Origin of the sequence: Streptomyces marokkonensis (assembly GCF_008312835.1) — a bacterium.
GTDB lineage: Bacteria > Actinomycetota > Actinomycetes > Streptomycetales > Streptomycetaceae > Streptomyces > Streptomyces marokkonensis_A.
This window is the reverse complement of record NZ_VSKS01000004.1, coordinates 296,146-321,517: the sequence shown is the minus strand read 5'-3', so window position 1 is coordinate 321,517 and position 25,372 is coordinate 296,146. Positions and strand designations below refer to the sequence as shown.

Annotated in this window: 23 protein-coding genes; 10 read left to right on the top strand and 13 right to left on the bottom strand. The window is 72.5% G+C overall.

Going from position 1 to position 25,372, the window contains the following annotated elements:
- Positions 1-168 precede the first annotated feature (168 nt).
- Positions 169-753 carry a biotin transporter BioY gene (locus F1615_RS09815; RefSeq protein ID WP_149548498.1) on the bottom strand — a complete coding sequence of 195 codons (585 nt, stop codon included), beginning with the start codon at positions 751-753 and terminating at the stop codon, positions 169-171.
- Positions 754-1,120: 367 nt separating this feature from the next.
- On the opposite strand from F1615_RS09815, the gene F1615_RS09810 reads away from it, so the two are divergent.
- Together F1615_RS09810 and F1615_RS09805 are read left to right on the top strand one after the other, a co-directional pair.
- Positions 1,121-2,500, top strand: a complete 1,380-nt coding sequence (locus tag F1615_RS09810; RefSeq protein WP_149548497.1) for an amino acid permease — start codon at positions 1,121-1,123, stop codon at positions 2,498-2,500.
- Positions 2,501-2,738: 238 nt separating this feature from the next.
- Complete coding sequence (locus tag F1615_RS09805) at positions 2,739-2,981, top strand: hypothetical protein (RefSeq protein ID WP_149548496.1); 243 nt, start codon at positions 2,739-2,741, stop codon at positions 2,979-2,981.
- 3 nt (positions 2,982-2,984) lie between these two features.
- Here F1615_RS09805 and F1615_RS09800 read toward each other — a convergent pair whose 3' ends face one another.
- Positions 2,985-3,632 (bottom strand): DsbA family protein, encoded by a 648-nt coding sequence (locus F1615_RS09800; RefSeq protein ID WP_149548495.1) that lies wholly within the window; start codon positions 3,630-3,632, stop codon positions 2,985-2,987.
- A 137-nt stretch (positions 3,633-3,769) separates the two neighbouring features.
- Between F1615_RS09800 and pepN (F1615_RS09795) the strand changes: the two genes are divergently transcribed.
- Positions 3,770-6,346 (top strand): aminopeptidase N, encoded by a 2,577-nt coding sequence (gene pepN, locus F1615_RS09795; RefSeq protein ID WP_149548494.1) that lies wholly within the window; start codon positions 3,770-3,772, stop codon positions 6,344-6,346.
- Between the two features lie 195 nt (positions 6,347-6,541).
- The gene (locus tag F1615_RS09790; protein WP_149548493.1) at positions 6,542-7,594 is read left to right on the top strand and encodes a hypothetical protein; all 1,053 of its coding nucleotides are present in this window, start codon (positions 6,542-6,544) and stop codon (positions 7,592-7,594) included.
- 16 nt (positions 7,595-7,610) lie between these two features.
- Here the strand turns inward: F1615_RS09790 and F1615_RS09785 are convergent, their stop codons facing one another.
- From F1615_RS09785 to F1615_RS09775, 3 genes are read right to left on the bottom strand one after another with little or no spacing between them, the layout of a single operon-like run.
- Positions 7,611-8,063: an NUDIX hydrolase gene (locus F1615_RS09785; RefSeq protein ID WP_208818283.1), complete on the bottom strand. Its 453-nt coding sequence runs from the start codon at positions 8,061-8,063 to the stop codon at positions 7,611-7,613.
- A gap of 9 nt (positions 8,064-8,072) precedes the next feature.
- Positions 8,073-8,972: a pyridoxamine 5'-phosphate oxidase family protein gene (locus tag F1615_RS09780; protein ID WP_149548492.1), complete on the bottom strand. Its 900-nt coding sequence runs from the start codon at positions 8,970-8,972 to the stop codon at positions 8,073-8,075.
- 13 nt (positions 8,973-8,985) lie between these two features.
- Positions 8,986-9,429: a VOC family protein gene (locus tag F1615_RS09775; RefSeq protein WP_149548491.1), complete on the bottom strand. Its 444-nt coding sequence runs from the start codon at positions 9,427-9,429 to the stop codon at positions 8,986-8,988.
- A gap of 121 nt (positions 9,430-9,550) precedes the next feature.
- Here F1615_RS09775 and F1615_RS09770 point away from each other — a divergent pair, with 121 nt between their 5' ends.
- A complete protein-coding gene (locus F1615_RS09770) occupies positions 9,551-10,099 on the top strand; it encodes a CGNR zinc finger domain-containing protein (protein WP_149548490.1) in 549 nt (182 codons plus the stop codon).
- A 222-nt stretch (positions 10,100-10,321) separates the two neighbouring features.
- Positions 10,322-13,633 carry a S8 family serine peptidase gene (locus F1615_RS09765; protein ID WP_149548489.1) on the top strand — a complete coding sequence of 1,104 codons (3,312 nt, stop codon included), beginning with the start codon at positions 10,322-10,324 and terminating at the stop codon, positions 13,631-13,633.
- 60 nt (positions 13,634-13,693) lie between these two features.
- On the opposite strand, the gene F1615_RS09760 is transcribed toward F1615_RS09765, so the two are convergent.
- Together F1615_RS09760 and F1615_RS09755 are read right to left on the bottom strand one after the other, a co-directional pair.
- Complete coding sequence (locus F1615_RS09760; RefSeq protein ID WP_149548488.1) at positions 13,694-14,560, bottom strand: hypothetical protein; 867 nt, start codon at positions 14,558-14,560, stop codon at positions 13,694-13,696.
- Position 14,561: 1 nt separating this feature from the next.
- Entirely contained in the window at positions 14,562-15,098 is a 537-nt protein-coding gene (locus F1615_RS09755; protein WP_149548487.1) for an RNA polymerase sigma factor, read from the bottom strand.
- A gap of 334 nt (positions 15,099-15,432) precedes the next feature.
- Between F1615_RS09755 and F1615_RS09750 the strand changes: the two genes are divergently transcribed.
- Positions 15,433-16,449, top strand: a complete 1,017-nt coding sequence (locus F1615_RS09750) for an aspartate-semialdehyde dehydrogenase (RefSeq protein ID WP_149548486.1) — start codon at positions 15,433-15,435, stop codon at positions 16,447-16,449.
- Between the two features lie 64 nt (positions 16,450-16,513).
- On the opposite strand, the gene F1615_RS09745 is transcribed toward F1615_RS09750, so the two are convergent.
- Positions 16,514-16,861 (bottom strand): type II toxin-antitoxin system PemK/MazF family toxin, encoded by a 348-nt coding sequence (locus tag F1615_RS09745; RefSeq protein WP_149548485.1) that lies wholly within the window; start codon positions 16,859-16,861, stop codon positions 16,514-16,516.
- Positions 16,848-17,078 (bottom strand): ribbon-helix-helix domain-containing protein, encoded by a 231-nt coding sequence (locus F1615_RS09740; protein ID WP_149548484.1) that lies wholly within the window; start codon positions 17,076-17,078, stop codon positions 16,848-16,850. The genes F1615_RS09745 and F1615_RS09740 overlap by 14 nt, the downstream gene beginning before the upstream one ends.
- A 178-nt stretch (positions 17,079-17,256) precedes the next feature.
- Here F1615_RS09740 and pepN (F1615_RS09735) point away from each other — a divergent pair, with 178 nt between their 5' ends.
- On the top strand, positions 17,257-19,836 hold the full coding sequence (pepN, locus tag F1615_RS09735; RefSeq protein WP_149548483.1) for an aminopeptidase N: 2,580 nt from the start codon (positions 17,257-17,259) through the stop codon (positions 19,834-19,836).
- A gap of 308 nt (positions 19,837-20,144) precedes the next feature.
- Positions 20,145-21,146, top strand: coding sequence for an alpha/beta fold hydrolase (locus F1615_RS09730; protein WP_208818282.1), 1,002 nt, complete (start codon positions 20,145-20,147; stop codon positions 21,144-21,146).
- Positions 21,147-21,176: 30 nt separating this feature from the next.
- Here F1615_RS09730 and F1615_RS09725 read toward each other — a convergent pair whose 3' ends face one another.
- Together F1615_RS09725 and F1615_RS09720 are read right to left on the bottom strand one after the other, a co-directional pair.
- Complete coding sequence (locus F1615_RS09725; RefSeq protein WP_149548482.1) at positions 21,177-22,709, bottom strand: PQQ-dependent sugar dehydrogenase; 1,533 nt, start codon at positions 22,707-22,709, stop codon at positions 21,177-21,179.
- A gap of 205 nt (positions 22,710-22,914) precedes the next feature.
- Positions 22,915-23,847 carry an EamA family transporter gene (locus F1615_RS09720; RefSeq protein ID WP_149548481.1) on the bottom strand — a complete coding sequence of 311 codons (933 nt, stop codon included), beginning with the start codon at positions 23,845-23,847 and terminating at the stop codon, positions 22,915-22,917.
- A 141-nt stretch (positions 23,848-23,988) separates the two neighbouring features.
- Between F1615_RS09720 and F1615_RS09715 the strand changes: the two genes are divergently transcribed.
- Positions 23,989-24,501 (top strand): MarR family winged helix-turn-helix transcriptional regulator, encoded by a 513-nt coding sequence (locus F1615_RS09715; protein WP_149548480.1) that lies wholly within the window; start codon positions 23,989-23,991, stop codon positions 24,499-24,501.
- A gap of 17 nt (positions 24,502-24,518) precedes the next feature.
- Here the strand turns inward: F1615_RS09715 and F1615_RS09710 are convergent, their stop codons facing one another.
- Positions 24,519-24,878: an FAD-dependent monooxygenase gene (locus tag F1615_RS09710; protein WP_149548479.1), complete on the bottom strand. Its 360-nt coding sequence runs from the start codon at positions 24,876-24,878 to the stop codon at positions 24,519-24,521.
- Positions 24,879-25,042: 164 nt separating this feature from the next.
- Complete coding sequence (locus tag F1615_RS09705) at positions 25,043-25,318, bottom strand: hypothetical protein (RefSeq protein ID WP_149548478.1); 276 nt, start codon at positions 25,316-25,318, stop codon at positions 25,043-25,045.
- Positions 25,319-25,372 lie beyond the last annotated feature (54 nt).

Genomic DNA, 25,372 nt, shown 5'->3' with positions numbered 1-25,372 from the left:
TGCCGCGGGCCCCGGCCCCGCCGTGTTCACAGCACGGGCGGCGCTCCCCTCGGCCTTGTCGCAGGCGAGCGGACGAGCTGCCCCGGGCCCCGCGGGGCGGACGGCACACGCGCAGAGGCTCGCCGGCGTTGTGGCCGGCGAGCCTCTTCCCTGTGGACCGCTCCGCGGTCAGCGCTTGTCGACGAGCTTCCAGGCGGTCGGCAGCACGCCCATCGCCAGGGCCGCCTTCAGGGCGTCACCGATGAGGAACGGGGTCAGGCCGGCCGCGATCGCGGCGGAGGCGGACATGCCGGTGGCGAGGGCCAGGTAGGGCACGCCGACGGCGTAGATGATCGCCGAGCCGAGCACCATGGTGCCCGCCATCCGCCAGGCGGAGCGGTCGGCACCGCGGCGGGCCAGCGCGCCCACGACGACCGAGGCCAGCAGCATGCCGAGGATGTAACCGAAGGACGGCATGCCCATCCCCGACTTGCCCTCCGCGAACCAGGGCACACCGGCCATGCCCACCAGCGCGTACACCGCGAGGGAGGCGAACCCGCGCCGCGCGCCGAGGGTGGTGCCCACCAGGAGCGCCGCGAAGGTCTGGCCGGTCACCGGCACCGGGGAGCCGGGGACGGGCACCGCGATCTGGGCGGCGAGTCCCGTGAGCGCGGCGCCGCCGAGCACGAGCGCGGCGTCCCGGACGCGGGAGGCCGGGACGAGGTCGGCGAGGACCTGCCCGGAGCGGGCGGACGTGACGGTGGCGGTGCTCATGAGGTCTCCGCGGGGTGAGGGCGGTTGGGGACACCGTGACGCTATACCGGCGTCCTCGCGCCGATCACCGTCAGCGCTCGACAAAGGCGCGAACACGGACTTGGTGGGCTCCGGACAAAGAACGGCAGTGACCAGCGGTACGAGGTGACGCCGGTCACTGAGGTGAGGTGGCATCACCGACATCCGGCGGAAGCGGGGAGGCTGTGGAGAACCGCCAAAGGGAACCGCCGAGGGAACCGCCGGGTAACCGGGCTGCCACACTCCGAACGACGGGTGTCCACATACTGGGCGGTTCCCCCGTGATCGTCGGAGGGCCGCCCAGACTGGGCGGCGTTTTGTCATCTCCCGCATTGGACGAGCCGCGCCCATGCCCAGCACCACCGTCGAGACGCCCCCGAAGCCGGACGGCGCCTCCCTCTCACACGGCCTCAAGCAGCGCCATCTGTCGATGATCGCCCTCGGCGGGGTGATCGGCGCCGGGCTGTTCGTCGGCTCCGGCGCCGGTATCGCCGCCGCCGGGCCCTCCGTCGTCCTCGCCTACACCCTCTCCGGCATCCTGGTGATGCTGGTGATGCGGATGCTGGGCGAGATGTCCGCCGCGTATCCGTCCTCGGGTTCCTTCTCCGCGCACGCCGAGCGGGCCATCGGCCCCTGGGCGGGCTTCACCGCAGGCTGGTCGTTCTGGGTGCTGCTGTGCACGGCGGTCGGCCTCGAGGGCATCGGCGCCGCGAAGATCGTCACCGGCTGGCTGCCGGGCACACCGGAGTGGGCGTGGGTGGCGCTGTTCATGGTGGTGTTCTGCGCGACGAACCTGGCGGCGGTGAGGAACTTCGGCGAGTTCGAGTTCTGGTTCGCGGCGCTGAAGGTCGGCGCGATCACCCTGTTCCTGGGGCTCGGCGTGCTGGCCGTCGCGGGTGTGCTGCCGGGCACGGACTCCCCCGGCACCTCCCACCTCACCGACTTCCTCCCCAACGGCGGCGAGGGCCTGGTGATCGGACTGCTCGCCTCCGTCTTCGCGTACGGCGGTCTGGAGACGGTGACCATCGCGGCGGCCGAGTCGGAGAACCCGGTCAAGGGCGTGGCGAGCGCGGTCCGTACGGCGATGTGGCGGATCGCGGTGTTCTACATCGGCTCGATGGCGGTCATCGTCACCCTCGTCCCGTGGGACTCCCCGGCGGTCGTCGAGGACGGCCCCTATGTCGCCGCCCTGGACAGTCTCGGCATCCCCGGCGCCGGTCAGCTGATGAACGTCGTGGTGCTGGTGGCGCTGCTGTCCGCGATGAACGCCAACATCTACGGCGCCTCACGCATCGGCTACTCGCTGGTGCGGCGCGGCCAGGGGCCGAAGGCGCTCGGCCGGGTGTCGGGCGGGGTGCCGCGGACCGCCGTCCTGGCCTCCTCCGTCTTCGGCTTCCTGTGCGTACTGCTGAGCTACTGGCGGCCGGACGACGTCTTCGCCTGGCTGCTGAACATGATCGGCGCGGTGATCCTGGTCGTCTGGATCTTCATCGCCGTCTCCCAGCTGCGGCTGCGCCGCCGGCTCGAGCGCGAGGCGCCCGAGAGGCTGACGGTGCGGATGTGGGCGTTCCCGTGGCTGACATGGGTGGCGCTGGCCGGCATGGCGGCGGTCTTCGTCCTCATGGCCCGGGAGCCGGGCACCCGGGTGCAGCTGTACTCGACGGGCGGGATGACGCTGGCCCTGGCGGCGATCGGCTACGCCTGGCAGCGGGCGCGCGCCCGGAGCTGACCGCTTGCTCCCCCGTGCGACGGCCCCCGCGTGAACACGCGGGGGCCGTTTCGCGTGCCGGGAGCCCATGGACAGCCCTTTCTGCTGTTAGCGTGCAGTTGCAATACATGTGCAATAACTGCCCTGCCCCGCGATCGTCTTCTCACCGTTCACCCGGCAGGCGGAAATGGCGAAGCCCCCGCGGGGACGTGCCCCGCGGGGGCTTCCGGTATGCGGCAATCCGGGCCATCGTTGCGCAATGGCGACACAGAGGACGATGAGGGACCACTGCTGGACCTGCGACGGGGACCAGCAGCACCGTCAGCTGAACAAGAAGGAGGAGGACTGGCTCAAGGAACGGCTCGGCCGGTCCGGGGTCGGCGAGTTCTGGCTCTGCGTGAACGTGCTCGACCCCGACACCGGAAAGCAGTGCCGCAACCTGCGCACGGGCTTCAACAAGAAGCCGTTCGCCGAACCGATCAAGGCACCCGTTCTGGACTGACCGTCACAGGTTGCTGAAGTCCGGCCCCTTCGTCCGCGTCCGCTTGATCTCGTAGAAACCGGGGACGGAGGCCACCGCGAGGGTGCCGTCCCACAGGCGGGCGGCCTCCTCGCCCTTGGGAGCGGGAGTGACCACCGGGCCGAAGAAGGCGATCTCCTCGCCGTCGGGGCCGGGGACGGCGATGACCGGGGTGCCGACCTCCTGGCCCACCTTCTCGATGCCCTCCTTGTGGGAGGCGCGCAGCTCCGGCTCGTACGGGGTGGAGTCCCAGTGCTCCATGAGGGAGCCGGGCAGACCGACGTCCTTCAGGGCGGCGGCGACCGTCTCCCTCTCCGGCCCCTCGCCCCGGTTGTGGATGCGGGTGCCGAGCGCGGTGTAGAGGTCGCCGAGCACCTCGGCGCCGTGCTCCTGCTGGGCCGCGATGACCACCCGGACCGGGCCCCAGGCCTTGACCTCGAGCATCTCGCGGTACTCCGCGGGGAGGTCGTCGAGCTTGTCCTCGTTGAGCACCGCCAGGCTCATCAGATGCCAGCGGACGTGAATGTCCCGCAGCTTCTCCACCTCCAGCACCCAGCGGGAGGTCATCCAGGCCCAGGGGCACAGCGGGTCGAACCAGAAGTCGACGGGCGTGGCGGGGGACTTCTCCGACATGTCACTCCTCGTGAGGCGGGTATCTCTGTGCGAGAACGCCGCGGCTCGTCCCGGCCATTCCCGGCTGCCCCGCGTCAGGGGCACATGGCAGGATCGGTCCTGTTCATCCCTGTCGACGACGCATGAGGAGTCCGCACGTGCCCGGTGAGAATCTGACCCGCGACGAGGCCCGGGAGCGGGCAGCCCTGCTGTCCGTCGACGGGTACGAGGTGTCCCTCGACCTGCGGTCGGCGGTCGGCGGGAACGGCGGTGAGGGGCCGCGCACCTTCCGCTCCGTCACCACCGTGCGGTTCCGCTGCGCCGAGCCGGGCGCCGGCAGCTTCGCCGACCTGATCGCGCCGAGCGTGACGAGCGTGGCGCTCAACGGGCGCGACCTCGACCCCGGCCAGGTCTTCGACGGATCGCGGATCCTGCTGGAGGACCTCGCCGCAGACAACGAGCTCGTCGTCGACGCGCAGTGCGCCTACTCCCGCACCGGCGAGGGCATGCACCGCTTCGTCGACCCCGAGGACGGCGAGGTGTACCTCTACACCCAGTACGAGCCGGCCGACGCCCGGCGCGTCTTCGCCAACTTCGAGCAGCCCGACCTCAAGGCCCCCTACCGCTTCGAGGTGCGGGCGCCCGAGGGCTGGACCGTGTGGAGCAACGGCGCCGGTGAACTCACCGACGGCGTGTGGCGGTTCGCCGAGACCAAGCCCATCTCGACCTACATCACCTGTGTCGTCGCGGGTCCGTACCACTACGTGACGGACACCTACGAGCGGGAGTTCGAGGACGGCACCCGCCTGCGGATCCCGCTCGGCGCGATGTGCCGCAAGGGTCTCGCGCCGCACTTCGACGCCGACGACGTGTTCCTGGTGACCAAGCAGGGCCTGGACTTCTTCCACGACCACTTCGACTACCCGTACCCGTTCGGCAAGTACGACCAGGCCTTCGTGCCCGAGTACAACCTGGGCGCCATGGAGAACCCGGGGATGGTCACCTTCCGCGAGGAGTTCATCTTCCGGGGCAAGGTCACGCGGGCGTCGTACGAGGGACGGGCGAACGTCGTCCTGCACGAGATGGCGCACATGTGGTTCGGCGACCTGGTCACCATGGAGTGGTGGGACGACCTGTGGCTGAAGGAGTCCTTCGCCGACTTCATGGGCGCGTTCTCCCTGGTCGGGGCGACCCGCTTCACCGACGGCTGGATCACCTTCGCCAACCGCCGCAAGGCGTGGGCCTACCGCGCGGACCAGCTGCCCTCCACGCACCCGATCACCGCGGACATCCGCGACCTGCAGGACGCCAAGCTCAACTTCGACGGCATCACGTACGCGAAGGGCGCCTCGGTGCTCAAGCAGCTGGTGGCGTACGTCGGTCAGGACGCGTTCCTGGAGGGCGCCCGGCGCTACTTCAAGCGGCACGCGTACGGCAACACGCGCCTCGGTGACCTGCTGTCCGTCCTGGAGGAGACCAGCGGACGGGACATGGGCGCGTGGGCCCGTTCCTGGCTGCAGACGGCGGGCGTCAACGCACTGACCCCGCAGGTGCTGCTCGGCGCGGACGGGCGCGTCGACGAGCTCGCGGTGGTGCAGGAGGCCGCCGAGTCCCACCCCGAACTGCGCCCGCACCGGGTGGCGGTGGGGCTCTACCGGCGCACGGGGTCCGGCACCCTCGAGCGGTACGCGCAGGCCGAGACGGACGTCGAGGGCCCCCGCACCGTCGTGACGGAGCTGGCGGGCGCGGACGCGCCGGAGCTGGTGCTGGTCAACGACGACGACCTGACGTACTGCAAGACCCGCTTCGACGAGACGTCCCTGGCGGCGCTCCGCGACGGCCTGGGCGACCTCACCGATCCGCTGGCCCGCGCCCTGTGCTGGTCGGCGCTGTGGAACATGACGCGGGACGCGCTGCTGCCGGCCCGGGAGTTCATCGACCTGGTGCTGAGGTTCGCGGGCCGGGAGTCCGACATCGGCGTGCTGCAGATGCTGCACGCGTGGGCCGAGTCGGCGGCCGTGCACTACACGGCGCCCGAGCGGCGGGAGCAGGCCGGGCGCCGGCTCGCCGAGGGTGCCTCGGCCCAGCTCTTCGCCGCCGGGGCGGGCAGCGAGCACCAGCTGGCGTGGGCGCGGTTCTTCGCACGCGTCGCCGACGCGCCGGCCGACTTCGAGCTGCTGACCGCACTGCTGGAGGGCACGGAGACCCTGCCCGGACTGGAGGTCGACCAGGAGCTGCGCTGGGCGTTCCTGGAGCCGCTGGCCGCACACGGGGTGGCGGACGAGAAGAGGCTGGACGACGAGCTGGCGCGGGACGACACCGCGTCCGGCAAGCGGCACCACGTCCGCTGCCTGGCCGCCCGTCCGTCGGCGGCGGTCAAGGCGCAGTGCTGGGCGCAGGTCGTGGAGTCGGACGCGCTGTCCAACGCGCTGGTGGAGGCGACGATCTCGGGCTTCGCCCAGTCGTCCCAGCGGGAGCTGCTCGCGCCGTACACGGAGAAGTACTTCGCGGCGATCGAGCGGGTGTGGACCGAGCGGTCGATCCAGATCGGCATGGACGTGGTGCGGGGCCTGTTCCCCTCCGTCCAGGACTCGGGGGCGACGCTGGACGCGACGGACGCGTGGCTCACGGCCCACGAGGACGCGGCCCCGGCACTGCGCCGGCTGGTCCTGGAGGCCCGGGACGACCTGGCCCGGGCCCTGCGCGGCCAGGCCTGCGACGCCACGGCGGACTGAGCCGCCCCCGCGGATCCCGCCGTCCGCGGTCGTTACCGAACGCGGGCAATCAAGCCGTAACCCCTGGTTCTCACCCGAACGGACCAGGGGTTTCCGGTATCCGAACAGATGTCCTTCAGTACGGGCTTGTCCTTGTTTGTCGACGAGCCTGTAACAGGGGTTCGAGGGGCGGCCTGAGACGGGAAATTGCCGGGCATGAACCACAACACCCCGCTCTCCCCCCGCCCCCTGCACCACCTCCCCACCAGCACGGGACGCCGTGTCCTGACCCACACGCAGCTCCGTGCCCACGGCGTCTCGGCCGCCAAGGCCGGTGAGCAGTGCCGCCCCGGCGGGCCCTGGCGGCAGCTCCTCCCCGGCGTCGTCCTGCTCCACCCCGGCCCGCCGACGAGTGAGGATCGGCTGCACGCGGTGCTGCTGTACGCGGCACGGGAGCGGACCACGGGTGTTCCCGTGCAGCCCGGCGCGGACGGGCCGCCCGCGTCCCCGTACGGCGAGGTGATGATCACCGGGCTGGCCGCGCTGACCCTGCACGGCTTCTCCTCCGCTCCCCCGCTGCCGTCCCTGGAGATCTTCGACGTCCTGGTCCCGCGGCTGCGCCGGCTGCGCTCGACGGGCTGCGTCCGTGTCGTCCGGGCCTCCGCCCTGCCGCCCCCGGAGGAGGTGACGGGCCTGCCCGTGGCACCGGTCCCGCGGGCACTGGCCGACGCCGTGGCGGGCCTGGAGGACGCGGGCACCGTGCGGCGGCTGCTGACGGAGGCCGTGCGGGGCGGGTACTGCGAACCGGCGGCGGTGGTCCGGGAGCTCACCGGCGCCAAGCTGCTGGGCCGGCCGCACGTGGTGGACGCGGTGGACTCGCTGCTGGCCGAGGGCCGGGCGCTGGCGGAGTCCCGGCTGTACCGGATGGTCCGCGACCACGGACTGCCGGACCCGTGCTGGAACGTCGATCTGCGGCTGCCCGGCGGTCCCCGCCTCGGCGGCGTGGACGCGTACTGGCCGGAGCAGTCGGTGGCGGTGGAGCTGGACACCCGTGCGCCCCGCCCGGGCGGACGGCCGGAGGACGACGCCGCGTGGTCGGAGTACGCCCGCAAGCGCGAACACCTGGAGCGGCTCGGCATCACGGTCGTCCACATCACCCCGCGAGGGCTCCGGGACGCGGCGGAGCAGCAGGCGGCGGTGGTCCGCACGGCCCTGATGGCCTCGGCCGACCGCGACCCGGCGGCCTGTGTCCTGGTCCTGCCCCGTTAGGCGGTGTCGTGGGTTTTCAGGCCGGCTCCGCCCGGCCCGTCGCCGGGCGTTCGCGCCACAGGCGCAGGGCGACGTCGACCAGGCGGATCCGGACCAGGCCGGGGACGGCGTCGAGGGGCTGCCAGGCGGCGAGGTCGGTGGAGCCGCCCACCTCGTTGCGCAGCTCGCCGCCCGTGATCCGGGCCTCGTAGAGCAGCCGTACGCCGTGGTGGTCGACGGTGCGGCCGAGCCGGCCGGGGAAGGTGCGGCGGGTGGAGTTCACGCCGAGCAGGCCGGTGACCTCGACGAGGTAGCCGGTCTCCTCCTCGACCTCCCGGCGCACGGTGTCGTAGGGGTCCTCACCGTGCTCCGTGCCCCCGCCCGGCAGCACCCACTCGGGGATGCCGCCGGGGCCAGGGGACCGGGCGAGCAGGAGCTGCCCGTCGCGCACGCACACGGCGTAGGCCGCCACCCTCAACTTCTGTCGCATCCGGGGACGTTAACCCGGCGGCTGGGGATTGGCAGGTGAGTATTCGGGGGCGGACCAGCGCAGCGGAAGGGCGCAGGGGGTCTCCAGCGCCTCCTGGACGGTGAAGCGGACCCGGCGTTCCCCGCCGGGTCCGAACCCGGTGCGTGCCTCACCGGTGAGACGGAGCGTCGTACCGGTCGTCCAGTCCACGAAGAGCAGACCGGCACGCGGGTCGGCGGCAAGGTTGCCGAGGGTGAGGAACATGGCGTTGCCCGGATAGTCGCGCCAGGTCAGTTCCGTCGGCGAGGTCACCCGGACGAAGCCGGGGTTGCCGCCCCGGTGGCTGGCGTCGGCGCCGTCACCGTGCACGGTGGCGATGAAGAAGGTGTCGGCGTCCGCCACGAACGCCGCCTGTGCGCCGGTGAGTTCGGCGGAGCGGCGGGCGGGGCCCGGCGCGCGGTCGCCGACCGTCTCGTAGGACTCGCGCCGTTGCAGGTACTTGGGGCAGTTGGCGAACACCTGGTCCGCCTCGACGGCGAAGCCCCCCGGCGTGGGCCGGAGCCGGCCGTTGAGGCGCATGCGGCGGCGGGTGCGCGGGTCCAGGGCGAGGGTGCCGACCCGGGTGCCCCCGGTGGCGAGGGCGGTGGCCAGCGGGTCGGCCACCGGCACCCGGCCGGTGACCGACATCTGCCGGGTGCCGGTGGCCCGGACGAAGCCGGGGGTCCCGGTGAGCGCGGTGGCCCACACCCGGCCGGTCCCCGGGGCGGCGGCGCCGACCACCAGCATCGGCTGGAGGCCGAGGAACGCCGCGGCCACCGGTTTGATGTCCCGTCCGATGGACCGGCCGACGTGGTCGGCGTTCCCGCGGACGCCGACCCGGTCCTGCACCGTGCGCGAGCCCGCGTGGTACACGGCCGCGGATTCCGTCATGGACGCGTCCCTCCTAGAAGAAGCCGCAGGTGGGAGCGGCCTGGCTCGGCGCCGGGGCGCCCTCGGCGCCGCCGGGCGCGTAGATCTCCAGGCGGGTGCCGTCCGGGTCGTGGAAGAAGATGCCGCCGGAGGCCGCGCCCTCGTGGTGGGCGACGACGCCCTCGTGGGCGAACTCGGTCCCGTGGGCACGCAGGGCGGCCTCGTACTCCCCGACCCGCTCGATCGACTCCGCCTCGAACGCGAGGTGGTGCAGCCCGGCACGGTCGGCGCCGTACGGCCGGTCCGCCTGCTGCCAGAGCGTGAGCACGAGCTGCCGGCCGTCGCCGAGGAACGCGTAGCGCCGGTCCTCCTCCTTGCCCTCGCCGATCAGGGTGAAGCCCAGGACGTCCCGGTAGAAGGCGAGCGAGGTGCCGAGGTCGGTGACGTTCAGGCCGATGTGGCCGGTGCGCAGGGTCATGCGTGTCCCTTCGTCGGGTCCCGCGGGAGCAGGACTAACCGTTGAATGGAACGTTAGACGGTTAGAAGGGAGAGTGCAACCAGTCCCGTACCCTTGACTGGTTAGTACGGAGGGAGCCCCCATGTCCGACCCGGACCGCACCGACCCGCGTCCGCTCACCGGCGAGCCGCTCGCGCTCGACCTGCTCAACACGCGATGGGGGAAGGAGGCCGCCGCGCGGGACCTGCTCACCGGCACCGACGGGCTCGCGGTGTGGCTCGGCGCCAACGGACTGGACACCCGCTTCACCGCCGACGAGGCGACCCTGCGGCACACCCTCCGGGCGCGGGACGCCCTGCGGGAAGCCGTGGAGGGGACGTCCGGCGAAGGGGCGGAGGCCGTGGACGCCGTGCTCGCGCACGGGCGGATCCGGGCCACGCTCACCGCGGACGGGCCGGGCGAGCGGCCGGAGTTCGACGACGCCTCCTGGGGGCCGGCCTGGCTCGCCGCCCGCGACTACCTCCGGCTGCTGGACGCCGCTCCCGACCGGATCCGCCGCTGCGCCCACGAGGCGTGCACGCTGCACTTCTTCGACACCTCACGCAACGGCACCCGCCGCTGGTGCTCCATGGCGTCGTGCGGCAACCGGGCGAAGGCTTCACGCCACTACGCGCGCACCAAGGACGCCTGACCCTACGTACGGGCGGCCGACTTGTCCGCTTCGGGCCCCATCTCCCCATAAGCACACCGGGGGTTTTCCCCACACATCCATTTCGTTTCGGTCAACCCTCCCCAAACAGCAGGCCCTTGAGTAAGGCTCAACGATCGTCCGGGACCGCGTTCCGGACCGTCGCGGCCAGGGTCGATCGGCTCCGGTCGCTCCCGATCGTTCCTTTACGTACAAGGGATGCCGATGACCCACTCCCCCCAGCGCGACCCGATATCGGGCACCAGACGCGCGGCCCGCATAGCCGTGGCCGCCGGTCTCGTCGCCGCACTCGCCGCGGCCGGGCCGGTACCCGTGGCCCTCGCCGCCGACACGCCGCCCGCCGCGCCGGCCGACGCCGACGTCAAGACGGCACCCGGCAAGCTCGGTTCGGACGACGCCGAGCTGCTCGCCGAGGCCAAGGCCGACGGCGCCAAGCACGTCACGATGATGATCGCCACAGCTCCCGGCAAGACCGAGCAGGTCGCCGAGCAGCTCGACGCGGTCAAGGGCGGCTCGGTCGGCCGGACCGACGACAGGCTCGGCTACGTCCGCGCCACCGTCCCCACCGGCAGGGCGGACGCGGCGATCGCCGCCGCCACCAAGCTCTCGTCCGTGCACGGCATCGACCTGCGCGACGAGATCCCGCTGGACGACCCGACGCCCAGCGCGGACACCACCAGGCAGGCGGGCAGCCAGGGAACCGCGACGTACCCGGCCCCCGGGAAGCGGACCCCCGCGAAGAACCCGTACAACCCCTCCTTCGAGACCGGCGCCGTCGAGTTCGTCGAGGACAACCCGAAGGCGGACGGCCGCGGCGTCACCATCGGCATCCTCGACTCCGGCGTGGACATCGGCCACCCTGCGCTGCAGAAGACCACCACCGGCGAGCGCAAGATCGTCGACTGGGTGACGGCGACCGACCCGATCGTCGACAGCGACCGGACCTGGCGCCCGATGGTCTCCTCCGTCTCGGGACCGACCTTCACCTACGGCGACAGGACCTGGACGGCCCCGGAGGGCACGTACCGGATCAGCACCTTCCTGGAGTCGTACACCGCCGGCGGTGACGCGGCCGGTGACGCCAACCGCGACGGCGACACCACCGACTCCTGGGGCGTGCTCTACGACGCCGCCGCCGGCACGGTCCGCGTCGACCTGAACAACAACCAGGACTTCTCCGACGACGCCGCGATGAAGCCGTACAAGGACGGCTTCCAGATCGGGTACTTCGGCACCGACGACCCGGCCACCGATGTCGCCGAGCGCCAGCCGTTCGTCGTGGAGATCCGCAAGGACGTCCCGATGGACCCCTACGGCGGCGACTGGACCGGCAAGAAGGCCGACTTCGTCAACATCGGCGTCATCGAGGGCTCGCACGGCTCGCACGTGGCCGGCATCACCGCCGCCAACGGCCTGTTCGGCGGGCGGATGGACGGCGCCGCCCCCGGCGCGAAGATCGTCTCGTCCCGCGCCTGCACCTGGACCGGCGGCTGCACCAACGTCGCGCTCACCGAGGGCATGATCGACCTCGTCACCAACCGCGGCGTCGACATCGTCAACATGTCCATCGGCGGCCTGCCGGCGCTCAACGACGGCAACAACGCCCGCGCCGAGCTGTACAACCGCCTGATCGACGAGTACGGCGTCCAGCTGGTGATCTCCGCGGGCAACTCCGGCCCCGGTGCCAACACCATCGGCGACCCCAGCCTCGCCGACAAGGTCATCTCCGTCGGCGCGTCCGTCTCCAAGGAGACCTGGGCCGCCAACTACGGCTCCGTGGTGGAGAAGAAGTACGCCATGATGCCGTTCTCCTCGCGCGGTCCGCGTGAGGACGGCGGCTTCACGCCGACGCTGGTCGCGCCCGGCGCGGCGATCAACACCATCCAGACCTGGCTGCCGGGCGCCCCGGTGGCCGAGGCGGGCTACTCCCTCCCGGCCGGCTACGGCATGCTCCAGGGCACCTCGATGGCCTCCCCGCAGGCCGCGGGCGCCTCCGCGCTGCTGCTGTCGGCCGCGAAGCAGAAGGGCATCGACCTCACCCCGGCGAAGCTGCGCACCGCCCTCACCTCCACCGCCGAGCACATCAGAGGTGTGCAGGCCTACGAGGAGGGCGCCGGCCTCATCGACATCGAGGACGCCTGGGACGCCATCCGGGACGGTGCCACCGCGCACCGGTACACCGTGAAGGCGCCGGTCGACACCGCGATCGACCAGTTCCTGAAGACCCCGGGCTCCGGCACCGGCCTCTACGACCGCGAGGGCGGCCTGAAGGCCGGCCAGAAGAAGACGTACGACGTCACGATCACCCGTACGTCCGGCCCGGACCGCGCGATCCGCCACGAGCTCGACATCGAGAACAACGCGGGCCGCACCTTCCGCGTCCTCGGCGACGACGACGTCCGCCTGCCGCTGAACCAGCCGGTGACCGTCAAGGTCCAGGCCGCACCCGGTTCCGCCGGCATCAAGAGCGCGATCCTGGAGGTCGACGACCCGCGCACCGAGGGTGTCGACCAGCAGATCATGACCACCGTGGTCGTCTCCGCGCCGCTGAAGCACACCTTCGCCGCGTCGGGCACCGCCCAGCGCAACAGCACGACCTCCTACTTCGTCACCGTGCCCGAGGGCGCGAAGACGCTGGAGATCGCGATGAGCGGGCTCAAGGACAAGAGCCAGACCCGGTTCATCGCCATCCACCCGTACGGCGTCCCGGCCGACCCGACGTCGACGGTCAACTGCTACCCGAACTACAGCAACCCGGCCAACACCTGCCGCCCCGACGTGCGTTCGTACGCGAACCCGCAGCCGGGCGTCTGGGAGATCGAGGTCGAGTCGCGCCGCACCTCGCCGCTGCTCGACAACCCGTACAAGCTGGACGTCGCCGTGCTCGGCGCGGCCTTCGACCCGGAGACCGTGACCGTGCCCGAGGCGAAGGTCGGCACGCCGGCCGCCGCCTCGTGGAAGGTGACGAACGAGTTCGCCGCGCTGGAGGGCAAGCTCGTCGGCGGGCCGCTCGGCTCGTCCAAGACCGACCGCCCGGCCATCGGGACGGGTGAGACGCACACGACGACGGTCGAGGTGCCCGAGGGCGCCGCGTCGCTCGACGTGGCCATCGGCAACGTGTCCGACGCCTCCGCGGACCTGGACCTGACGGTCTACGACAAGGACGGCAACCAGGTCGCCCAGGCCGCGGACGGCGACTCGGAGGAGTCGGTGTCCATCGCCTCCCCGGCGGCCGGTACGTACACCGTCGAGGTCGTGGGCTACTCGGTCCCGGCCGGTTCCACGGACTACGACTACCGGGACGTGTTCTTCGCCGCCTCGCTCGGTTCCGTCAGCGTCGACGGCTCCGCGCCGGTGAAGCTCGGCACGGGCGACTCCGCCACCGTCTCCGGCGACGTCACCGTCGCGGCGGCGGCTCCCGAGGGACGGGCGTTCTTCGGGCGCGTGCAGCTGGTGAACGCGCGCGGCACGGTCGCGGGCATCGGCAGCGTGGCGATCGGGAAGGTCGTCCCGTAAACGCCGGCTGACGGCACAGGGGGGCGGGCGTCCTTACGGGCGCCCGCCCCTTCGCCGTACTCAGCCGCAGCTCAGCGTGCGCGACTCGGGCAGCGCGGCGACGATCCGGGCCCGCTCGGGGGCGATCTCCTCCTCGCCGACGAGCACCATGTCGGGGCGGTCACCGTCGCGGGGCATGCCGATCAGCACGCGGTCGCCCCGGCGCAGCGGGGACTCCCCGACGGCGTCCCGGAGGAACGTGACCTCGCCCCCGCCCTTGTGGTACCGGCTCACCCTCAGCGTGACCCGCTCCGTGCCGGCGGCCCCCGGCACCCGCTCCACCGCCGTCACCGCCCCCTCGGCGACGAGCCGGGCGCACGCGAGGTAGCGGGGGCTGCCGAAGGCGACCCCGTCCGCCTCCTTGGCGTCCGCGGCGGCACTGCTGTCCGCCGGGCCGGCCGCTCCCCCGCCCTGCGCCACGAGCCACCCCGTGCCGAGGACGAGACCGGCGGCGGCCGCGGCGGCGAGCCCGCCGAGGACGGCCCTCACCGGCGGGCGACGGGGACGCCGGGGCGGCAGGACCCTCAGCGGGGCGGGCCCGGTCTCCGCGTGGCCGGACGCCGCGCCGCCCGGGGCGTGCGTCCCCGCGTCGCCTCCCCCCGGCCCGGATCCGGATCCGGGGTCCGGCCGCTTCCCGGGACGGGCGGCCGCGTCCCGCCCCGCCGGGGCGCCGTCCCGCGGGCCGGCGAGCGCGTCCGCGATCACCGTCAGCTGCTCGCGCAGGACCACGAGGTCGGCGACGGCGGCGTCACGCGCGGCCAGGAACTCCGGATCCCGCCGGGCCCCCTCCGGCAGCGGCTCGTCGAGGAGGGCGGCCATCAGGGCGTCCATGCCGTCGTGCTCGGGCTCTTCGCGGGACGGGTCCCGGGCCTCGTCGTGGGCGGTCATGTCACACCACCTCGTCCTCGTGCAGGCGGGCGCGCAGGGCGCGTACCGCCGTGTGCAGCCTGCTCTTGACCGTGCCCTCCGGAACACCGAGCTGCTCGGCTATGGAGCGCACCGGCAGGTCGGCGTAGAAGCGCAGCACGACGACCTGGCGCTGCGCGTCGGGCAGCCGGTCCAGGCCGCGGGCGACGGCGAGGGAGAGCAGGCTGGTCTCCTCGCCGGAGGGCGCTTCCGCCGGCCGCAGCGCGGCCAGCCGCTCCCCGAGCCGCTCCTGGCGGCGTTTGGCCCGGTGCCAGTCCATGGCCAGGTTGGAGGCGACGACCGCCGCCCACGCCGACACGTCCCGCGGCGCCTCCCGACCGCTCGCGGCCCGTTCCAGCAACCGCAGGCGGACCTGCTGCACCCCGTCCGGCAGGTCCGCCTGCGGTACCCCGCCCAGTGCGAGCACCGCCCGCACCCGGCGTTCCTGCGCCGCGTCCAGCGGGTCGGCGTCGGCAGCGACGTACGACCCCCGGCCGCGCCGGGTCCTTCCGCGCAGCACTGGCCACCCCCCTCACGCTGTTTCTCCTACGACGCCGCTCCCGCGCGGAACGTTCACGCGGTCTTTCCGGATCCCGCCGAGGCGTACGTCACATCTCCGTGTGGGCGAGGGCGGTCCGGGCAGGGGACCTTGCGGTCCACGGCCCCCGAAGGGTGAATTTCTGCAGCTCAGCGGGGTGACGACCGAAGGTCCGCAACCCGCGCGCACCGCCCGGCCGTCCCAGTGGGCGGGCAGAGCGGCAAAGAACTGGACAGGCGGGCCGTGGCCGGCCGCATCATGGAAGAGCCTCGGCCAGGCACATCAGGTACGTATCAGGACGCAGTAGGGAGTCGCCGTGAGGGTCGGAATCGTCGGAGCCACCGGTCAGGTGGGCACGGTCATGCGCAGGATCCTCAAGGAACGGAATTTCCCCGTCACGGAGCTGCGCCTGTTCGCCTCGGCCCGCTCGGCCGGCACGGAGCTGGACGGCGTGACGGTGGAGGACGCCTCCACCGCCGACTACACCGGACTGGACATCGTGCTGTTCTCGGCGGGCGGCGCGACCTCGAAGGCGCTGGCCGGGAAGGTCGCCTCGCAGGGCGCGGTCGTGATCGACAACTCCTCCGCCTGGCGCCGGGACCCCGAGGTGCCCCTCGTCGTCTCCGAGGTCAACCCGCACGCCATCGCGAACCGCCCCAAGGGCATCATCGCCAACCCGAACTGCACCACGATGGCCGCGATGCCGGTGCTGCGTCCGCTGCACGCGGAGGCGGGCCTTCAGGCGCTGGTCGTCGCCACGTACCAGGCGGTGTCGGGCTCCGGCCTCGCGGGCGTCGCGGAGCTGCACGACCAGACCCGGAAGGTGGTCGACGAGGCCGACGGGCTGACGCACGACGGCGCGGCGGTCGACTTCCCCGAGCCCGGCGTCTACAAGCGCCCCATCGCCTTCAACGTGCTGCCGCTGGCCGGCAACCTCGTCGACGACGGTCTGGGCGAGACCGACGAGGAGCAGAAGCTGCGCAACGAGTCCCGCAAGATCCTGGAGATCCCCGAGCTGAAGGTCTCCGGCACCTGCGTGCGCGTCCCGGTCTTCTCCGGGCACTCGCTCCAGATCAACGCCCGTTTCGCCCGCCCGATCAGCGTCGAGCGCGCGACCGAGCTGCTCGGACAGGCCCCGGGCGTCGTCCTCACCGACATCCCCACCCCGCTCCAGGCCGCGGGCCAGGACCCGTCGTACGTCGGCCGCATCCGCCCCGACGAGACGGTGGACAACGGCCTGGCGCTGTTCGTCTCCAACGACAACCTCCGCAAGGGCGCGGCGCTGAACGCGGTCCAGATCGCGGAGCTGGTGGCAGCGGAGCTGAAGGGCTGAGCCGGCAGGCAGCGGCGTGACGGGGGCGGGCACCGAGCCGGTGCCCCCGTCATGTTCACGCTGTTCACAGCGCCAGATGCCGCCGCAGCGCCACATCGATCTCGGCCATGCGCTGCCGCGGGACCACACCGATCGGCCGCAGCAGCCTCTCCGGGGCCAGCGCCCGGACTTGCTCGCACTGCGCCTTGGAATCCTTCAGGAGGCCGCACTCTCCCGCGGGCAGCAGCACCTGGAACGGGTAGACGCGGGACGTGTTCGTCGTCAGCGGCACCAGCGTGATCACACCCCGCCCGGCCCGCTCGACGGCCGCGTTGGCGCCGTCGTTCGAGACGATGACGCCCGGACGTGCCTTGTTGGCCTCGCTGCCCCGGGCCGGCTCGTAGTCGACCAGGTAGATGTCACCGCGCTTCATCGGACACTCCGTCCCCCGAGAAGCGGTCCCAGAACTGCGCGTCCTCGCTCTCGTCCCACTCGGCGAAGGCCTCCGTGTACTGCTGCTCGAGCTGCGCCTGCCGTAGCAGTTCGATCGCGGTGTGTATCACCGAGGACCGGGAAGCGGCATCCGTGCGGGCGGCGTACTCGTCGACGAAGGCGACATCCTCCTGCGGCAGACTCACACTGATCTTCATACGCATAATGCTACCCAGAGTATGACCCTCTCGGCCACCCACAGTCGGTTCGAACGCGACCCGATCCCCTCCCCCAGGTCCGACCGAGGGGTATCCCCATGGTCCGGCTCCGTCATCGCCCGATGCCGATCCCGCGTGGAAGGATGACGCAACCCACACATAACGAGGAGATGACCGCGTGCCTGGCACAAACCTGACTCGCGAAGAGGCGCAGCAGCGGGCGAAGCTGCTGACCGTTGACTCGTACGAGATCGATCTTGATCTCTCCGGCGCGCAGGAGGGCGGAACCTACCGGTCCGTGACCACGGTGCGCTTCGACGTCGCCGAGGACGGCGACGGCGCGGAGTCCTTCATCGACCTGGTCGCTCCGGCCGTGCACGAGGTGACCCTCAACGGTGACTCCCTCGACCCCGCCGAGGTCTTCGCGGACTCCCGCATCGCCCTGCCGGGCCTGCTCACGGGCCGCAACGTCCTGCGGGTGAGCGCCGACTGCGCGTACACCAACACGGGAGAGGGTCTGCACCGCTTCGTCGACCCCGTCGACGACCAGGCGTACCTCTACACCCAGTTCGAGGTGCCGGACGCCCGCCGCGTCTTCGCGAGCTTCGAGCAGCCGGACCTGAAGGCGACCTTCCAGTTCACCGTGAAGGCGCCGGAGGGCTGGACCGTCATCTCCAACTCGCCGACGCCCGAACCGAAGGACAACGTCTGGGTCTTCGAGCCGACCCCGCGCATCTCGTCGTACGTCACGGCGCTGATCGTCGGCCCGTACCACTCCGTCCACAGCGTGTACGAGAAGGACGGCCAGTCCGTCCCGCTCGGCATCTACTGCCGCCCCTCGCTCGCCGAGTTCCTCGACGCGGACGCGATCTTCGCCGTGACCCGGCAGGGCTTCGAGTGGTTCCAGGAGAAGTTCGACTACGCGTACCCGTTCGAGAAGTACGACCAGCTGTTCGTGCCGGAGTTCAACGCGGGCGCGATGGAGAACGCGGGCGCGGTGACGATCCGCGACCAGTACGTGTTCCGGTCGAAGGTGACCGACGCCGCGTACGAGGTGCGGGCCGCCACGATCCTGCACGAGCTGGCCCACATGTGGTTCGGCGACCTGGTCACCATGGAGTGGTGGAACGACCTGTGGCTGAACGAGTCGTTCGCCACCTACGCCGAGGCCGCCTGCCAGGCCGACGCGCCCGGCTCGAAGTGGCCGCACTCGTGGACGACGTTCGCGAACTCCATGAAGACCTGGGCCTACCGCCAGGACCAGCTGCCGTCCACGCACCCGATCATGGCCGACATCCGTGACCTGGACGACGTGCTCGTCAACTTCGACGGCATCACGTACGCCAAGGGCGCGTCGGTGCTGAAGCAGCTCGTCGCGTACGTCGGCGAGGACGAGTTCTTCCGGGGTGTGCAGGCGTACTTCAAGCGCCACGCGTACGGCAACACGCGCCTGTCCGACCTGCTGGGCGCGCTGGAGGAGACCTCCGGCCGCGACCTGAAGACGTGGTCGAAGCAGTGGCTGGAGACGGCCGGCATCAACGTCCTGCGCCCGCGGATCGAGACGGACGGCAACGGTGTCATCACCTCCTTCGCCATCCACCAGGAGGCTCCCGCGCTCCCGGCCGGCGCCAAGGGCGAGCCGACCCTGCGTCCGCACCGCATCGCGATCGGCCTGTACGACCTCGACGAGGCCTCCGGCAAGCTGGTGCGCGGCGACCGCGTCGAACTGGACGTCGACGGCGAGCTGACCGCCGTACCGCAGCTGGCCGGCAAGCGCCGTCCGGCGGTCGTCCTCCTCAACGACGACGACCTGTCCTACGCCAAGGTCCGCCTGGACGAGCAGTCCCTGGCCTTCGTCACGGAGCACCTGGGCGACTTCGAGTCGTCGCTGCCCCGCGCGCTGTGCTGGGCCTCCGCCTGGGACATGACCCGGGACGCGGAACTCGCCGCGCGGGACTACCTCTCCCTCGTCCTGTCGGGCATCGGCAAGGAGTCCGACATCGGTGTCGTGCAGTCGCTGCACCGCCAGGTGAAGCTGGCGATCGACCAGTACGCCGACCCGGCCGCCCGCGAGACCCTGCTGGCCCGCTGGACCGACGCCACGCTGGCCCATCTGCGGTCCGCCGAGCCCGCCAGTGACCACCAGCTCGCGTGGGCGCGCGCCTTCGCGGCGACCGCCCGCACCCCGGAGCAGCTCGACCTGCTGGAGGCGCTGCTGGCCGGCACGCAGACCGTCGAGGGCCTGGCCGTGGACACGGAGCTGCGCTGGGCGTTCGTCCAGCGGCTGGCGGCGGTGGGCCGGTTCGACGAGGCGGAGATCGCGAGCGAGTACGAGCGGGACAGGACGGCGGCCGGTGAGCGCCACGCCGCGACCGCCCGCGCGGCCCGCCCGACCCAGGAGGCGAAGGCGGAGGCGTGGGCCTCGGTCGTCGAGTCCGACAAGCTGCCGAACGCCGTCCAGGAGGCGGTGATCGCCGGCTTCGTCCAGACCGACCAGCGGGAGCTGCTGGCGCCGTACACGGACCGGTACTTCGAGGCGCTGGCGGACGTCTGGGCGTCCCGCTCGCACGAGATGGCCCAGCAGATCGCGGTCGGCCTCTACCCGGCCGTCCAGGTCTCCGGCGAAACCCTCGACAAGACGGACACCTGGCTGACCGCCACCGAGCCCAACGCGGCCCTGCGCCGCCTGGTCTCGGAGTCCCGCGCGGGCGTGGAACGCGCCCTGCGGGCACAGGCGGCGGACGCGGCGGCGTCCTAGCCGTCAGGCGTGCGGGGGGGGCGCCCGGTGCGGCACCGGGCGCCCCCTGACGAGCCGCGGGGCGAGCGTTCCCGGTCACGGGTCCCGACCCGCGCTCAGCGGGCCACCGCGGGCGGCTGCCGTCAGTGCGGGGAGCACCATGTGCGGCCGGGACACCCGCCGGGGGCGTGCGGCACACCCACGGGACCTGCCACCGCCGCAGGCGAGGGGCTGCCCCGTCACTCGATCGGGCCTGACCGGAGGGCCCGGAGCACCCGGGTGACGGAGGCTCTTGAAGCAGCGCCCTCTCCCTGAAAGCGAGACACACCGTGCTGTCCTTCCTCCCCTCCCGCATACGCGCCTCCGCCGCCTCCGCCGCACTTGTCCTCGCCGCCTCGGCCACCGCGGCCCCGGCCGCGGCCCACTCCACCGGAAGCGGAACGGACACCGGCTCGGGCACCAAGCCCACGATCGTGCTGGTGCACGGCGCCTTCTCCGACCCTTCGGCGTGGCGGGGCGTCATGGAACGGCTGCAGCGGTCCGGCCACCCCGTCGTCGCCCCGCCCAACGATCTGCGGAACCTCTCCCAGGACTCCGCCCACCTCGCCTCGTTCCTGGACACCGTCGAGGGCCCGATCGTCCTCGTCGGTCACTCCTACGGTGGAGCGGTGGTCACCAACGCCGCCGCTGCGGATCCCGACGTCAAGGCGCTCGTCTACATCGCGGCCATGGCACTCGACGAGGGCGAGAGCGCGGAGGAGATGAACGAACGGTTCCCCGGCAGCAGTCTCACGCGCACCGCGCTCACACCCGTGCCCTACCCGCTGCCCGGGGGCGGCACCGGCATCGAGTTCTACGTCAAGCCTGACAAGTTCCGTCAGGCCCTGGTCGCCGACATCCCCGTCCGGACGGCCGACGTGATGGCCGCGTCACAGCGTCCGGTCGCGACCGCCGCGCTCACCGGGGAGTCCCGGGCGCCGGCGTGGAAGACCATTCCGTCCTGGTACCTGGTCCCCACTCGCGACAGGGCCATCGCTCCGGCCGCCGAACGCTTCATGGCCGAGCGCGCCGGGTCCCGCACCGTGGAGGTCGATGCCCCGCACTTCGCCATGGTCACCCACCCGGAGGCCGTCACCCGGTTGATCCTGGACGCGGCGACCGGCCGGACCACTCCGACGGGGGCCACCCTGGCGGACACCGGCGCCTCCGACCGTACCCGAGTGGCCCTCGGGGCAGCCGCTGCCGTCGCCGTCACGACGGGGACCGCACTCCTCCTCGCCGCACGCAGGCGCACGTCGCGACTGCGCACCGAGTCGGAGAACGCCAGGTGACGGTCTCACCGCCGGCGCCCGTACGGCCGTTCAACGGCCCACGGCGCAGGCGTCCCCGTCGAGCGTGAACCGAACCGGTGGTGACGCGTCACCGGTGTGCTCGGTGAGATAGCCGAGGGTGACGCTCGCGCCCGGGGCGATCGCGGCGTTGTGCGGGGCGTTGGACGCCGTGATCAGATTGCTCCCCTGGGTCAGGTTCGTGTTCCAGTCGGAGACGACCCTCTGCCCGAGGGCCAGCGGGAACTGAAGCGTCCAGCCGTTCACGGGCGTGCCGCCGGTGTTGGTGACGGTGAGCTCGACCGTCGCGCCGGTACCCCAGGCCCTCACCGTGCGGTCCACCCGGCAGGTGGGTTCCTCCCGTGCGAAGGACACCTTGTGCAGGCCGCCGGGCAGGTCGTTGACCACGTAGAACTCTCCGTCGGCGGTCGTGCCGACCGACGTCACCTGGGTGGGCATCTCCCCGATCTCGGCCTGCTCGTAGCCACCGCTGCCGTCGGGGCGCAGCGCCCACACCGTGGACGAGCAGTAGTCGGTGGCGATGTACGTCCCGCCGACCAGGCCGGCGTGCTCCCGGCCCCGGTAGACGTGGCCGCCGATGACCGAACAGCCGCCGATGTAGGGGGAGTACGTGAAGACCGGCTCCGTGTGCTCCTCACCGGGCACGCAGTCGCCGTCCGGGAACTCCTCCAGGCCCTCGTAGCAGGACCAGCCGAGGTTCAGCCCGCCCCGGCCGGGTGCGAGGTGGTCGATCTCCTCCCAGCGGCCCTGGCCCACGTCGCCGATCCACATCGAGCCGTCGGCGGCGTCGAAGGAGAAGCGCCACGGGTTGCGCAGGCCGTACAGCCAGATCTCCTCGCGGGCGCCGGGCGTGTCCACGAAGGGGTTGTCGGCGGGGACGCAGTACGGAAGCGGGCCGCAGCCGCGGCTCACGTCGATGCGCACGATCTTGCCCAGCAGGGTGTCCAGCCGCTGCCCCGAGCGGAAGGGGTCGCCGGAGCCGCCGCCGTCACCGATGCTCCAGTACAGGTTGCCGTCGGGGCCGAACGCGAGCTGGCCGCCGTTGTGGTTGCTGAACTCGGCGTGCTCCTGGGAGAGCAGGACCTCCAGGCGGGATGCGTCGAGCCGGTAGCGGGCGAGGGTGACCGCGCCGTCGGGCAGTGCCGTGTACGCCAGGTACAGGACGCGGCTGTCGGCGAAGTCGGGCGGCAGGGCGATGCCGAGCAGGCCGCGCTCGTTGCCCGACTCGTCGACGGCCGAGGTGATGTCGGCGAGAGGGGTCGGGGACAGGCCGGTGTCCGGGTGGTACACGCGGACCTTTCCGGACTTCTCCGTGATGAACAGGCGGTCCGTGCCGTCGTCCGGGGCGGCCAGGGCGGTCGGGCGTTTCAGGCCGGAGGCGACCTGCGTGGTGGTGGCGCGGAGGGAGGGCAGGGGGACCGTCGAGGTGACCTCCGCCGTCTTCCCCGGGGGCGGCGCGGCGTCCGCCGCGGCGGCGGGCAACGGGGTGAGCGCGATCAACAGGAGGGCCGGCAGAAGGGGCCCGGTCCAGCGGCGACGTGGCATGTCGGCTCCAGAAACGACTGGGGACGCTTTCACGGCAGTGGTGCTTGGCGGTGCTTCTTCGGGCAGCGGGCGCGAGCGGCTTCACTGCCGGGGTTCGACAGGGTGGGAGCGCTCCCGCGAGCTATCAGGCTGCGCGTCGCCCCACGAGGCAGCAACGGTTGAACGCGCCACTTTCACCCCGCGTGGCGCAAAGGGTGCGGTCGCCTCAGCACCGGACCTCCGGCGGTTCCGCGGCGGCGGGAGTGGCGCGGGAGGGCACGGTCGCTCCGGGGGCCGCGCCGGTGCGCGCGGTGATCTGCCCCGCCACCGTCGCCCCGAACGCCAGTGCCATGCCCGCCAGTTGCAAGGGTGTCAGCGCCTCCCCGAGGGCCGCCCAGCCGACCACCGCCGCCGTGAGCGGGGAGAGCGGGCCGAGGAAGGTGACCTGGGTGGCGGAGAGGTGTCCGATGCCCCGGAACCACAGCCAGTACGCGACCGCCGTGTTCGCCAGGGCGAGATACACGTACCCCCCGACCGCCGGCGCGTCCAGGGCGGGCGGCGCGCCCTCGGCCAGGAGGGCGAGAGGGGCGATGAGCAGGCCGCCCGCGGTGAGCTGCCAGCCGGCGAGGGCGAGGGGGCCGACACCCTCGGGACGGCCCCACCGCTGGGTGAGCACCGTGCCGGCGGACATCGACGCGGTGGAGGCGAGGGCCGCGAGCACGCCGACGAGGTCCAGCGCTCCGGCCGCCTTCAGGACGACCAGGCTGACGCCGAACGCCGCCACGACCGCGGTGAGGACGGTGCGGGCCCTCGGCCGCTGCCCCAGCAGCAGGGCCGAGAGGGCGACGACGAACAGGGGGCCGACCGAGCCGACGACCGCCGCCATGCCGCCGGGCAGCCGGTACGCGGAGAGGAACAGCAGAGGGAAGAAGGCACCGATGTTGAGCGCGCCGAGCGCGCTCGCCCTCCACCACCAGGCTCCGCGCGGCAGCACCCGGACGAGCGCGAGCAGCACCAGCCCGGCGGGCAGGGCGCGCATCAGGCCGGTGAACAGCGGACGGCCGGGCGGGAGGAACTCCGTGGTGACGGCGTAGGTGGTGCCCCAGGAGACGGGGGCGAGGGCGGTGAGCGCGATGAGGGCGGCGCGGCCGGCGGCCATGGGGCACTCCACTTCCGGTCGATGGCGGGTCGTCCAGTAGGTCAGCGACAAGTAGCTTAGCGGCAAGCTACTTGTCGTCAAGCCGCTTTCCGCCGATCCACTTTCTTGCCGACGACCCGACCGCGGCGGATACTCCTGCCCATGACCACACCCCCGGAGCAGCGCCCCCATGACCCCGTCGACGCGATCATCGAGCAGTGGGCCCGGGTGAGGCCCGACCTCGACACGACCGCCATGGCGGTCTTCGGGCGCATCTCCCGGCTCGCGCGCGCCATGGGGGACCGCATGGAGAAGGCGTACGCCAGGTACGGCATCTCGCGCGGGGAGTTCGACGTCCTGGCCACCCTGCGCCGGTCCGGGGAGCCCTACACCCTCTCCCCCCGGCAGCTCTCGGGCACGCTGATGCTCACCACCGGCGGGATGACGGGCCGCCTCGACAAACTGGAGCGCGCGGGGCTGCTGCGCCGCTCCCCCGACCCGCACGACCGGCGCGGACTCCGGGTCACGCTCACCGACGAGGGGCTGCGGCTGATCGACGAGGCCGTGGGCGCGGGCCTCGCCGAGCAGACGCGGGCGCTGTCCGCCCTGGACGGGGAACGGGCGGCACAGCTGTCCGCCCTGCTGCGGGAGTTGCTGCTCGTGACCGAGAGGTAGGGCGGCCGGGAGCGGCGTCAGCCGACGTACGCGGCGAGCGCGGCCTCCGAGTCCGGGGCCTTCTCGGCCTCGTACCGGGGGACGACCAGGTGGCGGGGGAAGCCGGAGGGGAGCGGGCCGAGGCCGGGGGCCGGCCGGTCGTACAGGCGCGGCCGGCCGGGCGGACGGCAGGCCGCCCCCGGTTCGCCGGCGGGACCCCGCACGTCGAGCGGCTCGAGGGTGCGGGCGTGCGGGACGAAGGCGCGGGAGAGGTCGCAGATGGCGCGCGGGCGCTTCCCGGCCACGGTGACGGGGACGCCGGCGGCGGCGAGGTCACCGGCGAGCAGCCGGGTGGGGCCGGAACCGACCACGACCACGGCGCGTGCGGTGCCGTTCATCCGGACCTCCTCGATGCCCACCGGTGAGGAGGTCGCGCCGCGGCGGAACGCGCGAGGGCGCGCGGCACGCGGGCAGCACCGAGGGCGCCGGCTCCGCGCACGGCGGTGACGGCGCCCTCGGGAAAGTGCGCTGGGGCGGCTCGGCGAGCGGCCGTGGCCCCGGGTCAGGCCTTGGCTTCGGCCTCGGTGCTGATGTTGGAGGTGGTGACGTCCTTCTTCTTGTGCGTCTTGTCACCGATCACCACCAGCGCGGCGATGGCCAGGAACAGGCCGATGGGGGCCAGGACGTAGAGGCCCAGCGTCTCGATGACGCTCAGGCCCGTGCCGGGGTCGTCGCCGTCGTCGCGGTTGAGCGCGAGCGCGGGGGACGACATGAGCAGCATCATCAGCGTCGTACCGGCTGCCAGGGCGCCGGCGCGCAGGGCGTTCTTCTTGTCCACGGTCCCCAACGTATCGAACGCGGTGGGGCCGCGCTCGCCCGGGGTGTCCTAAGG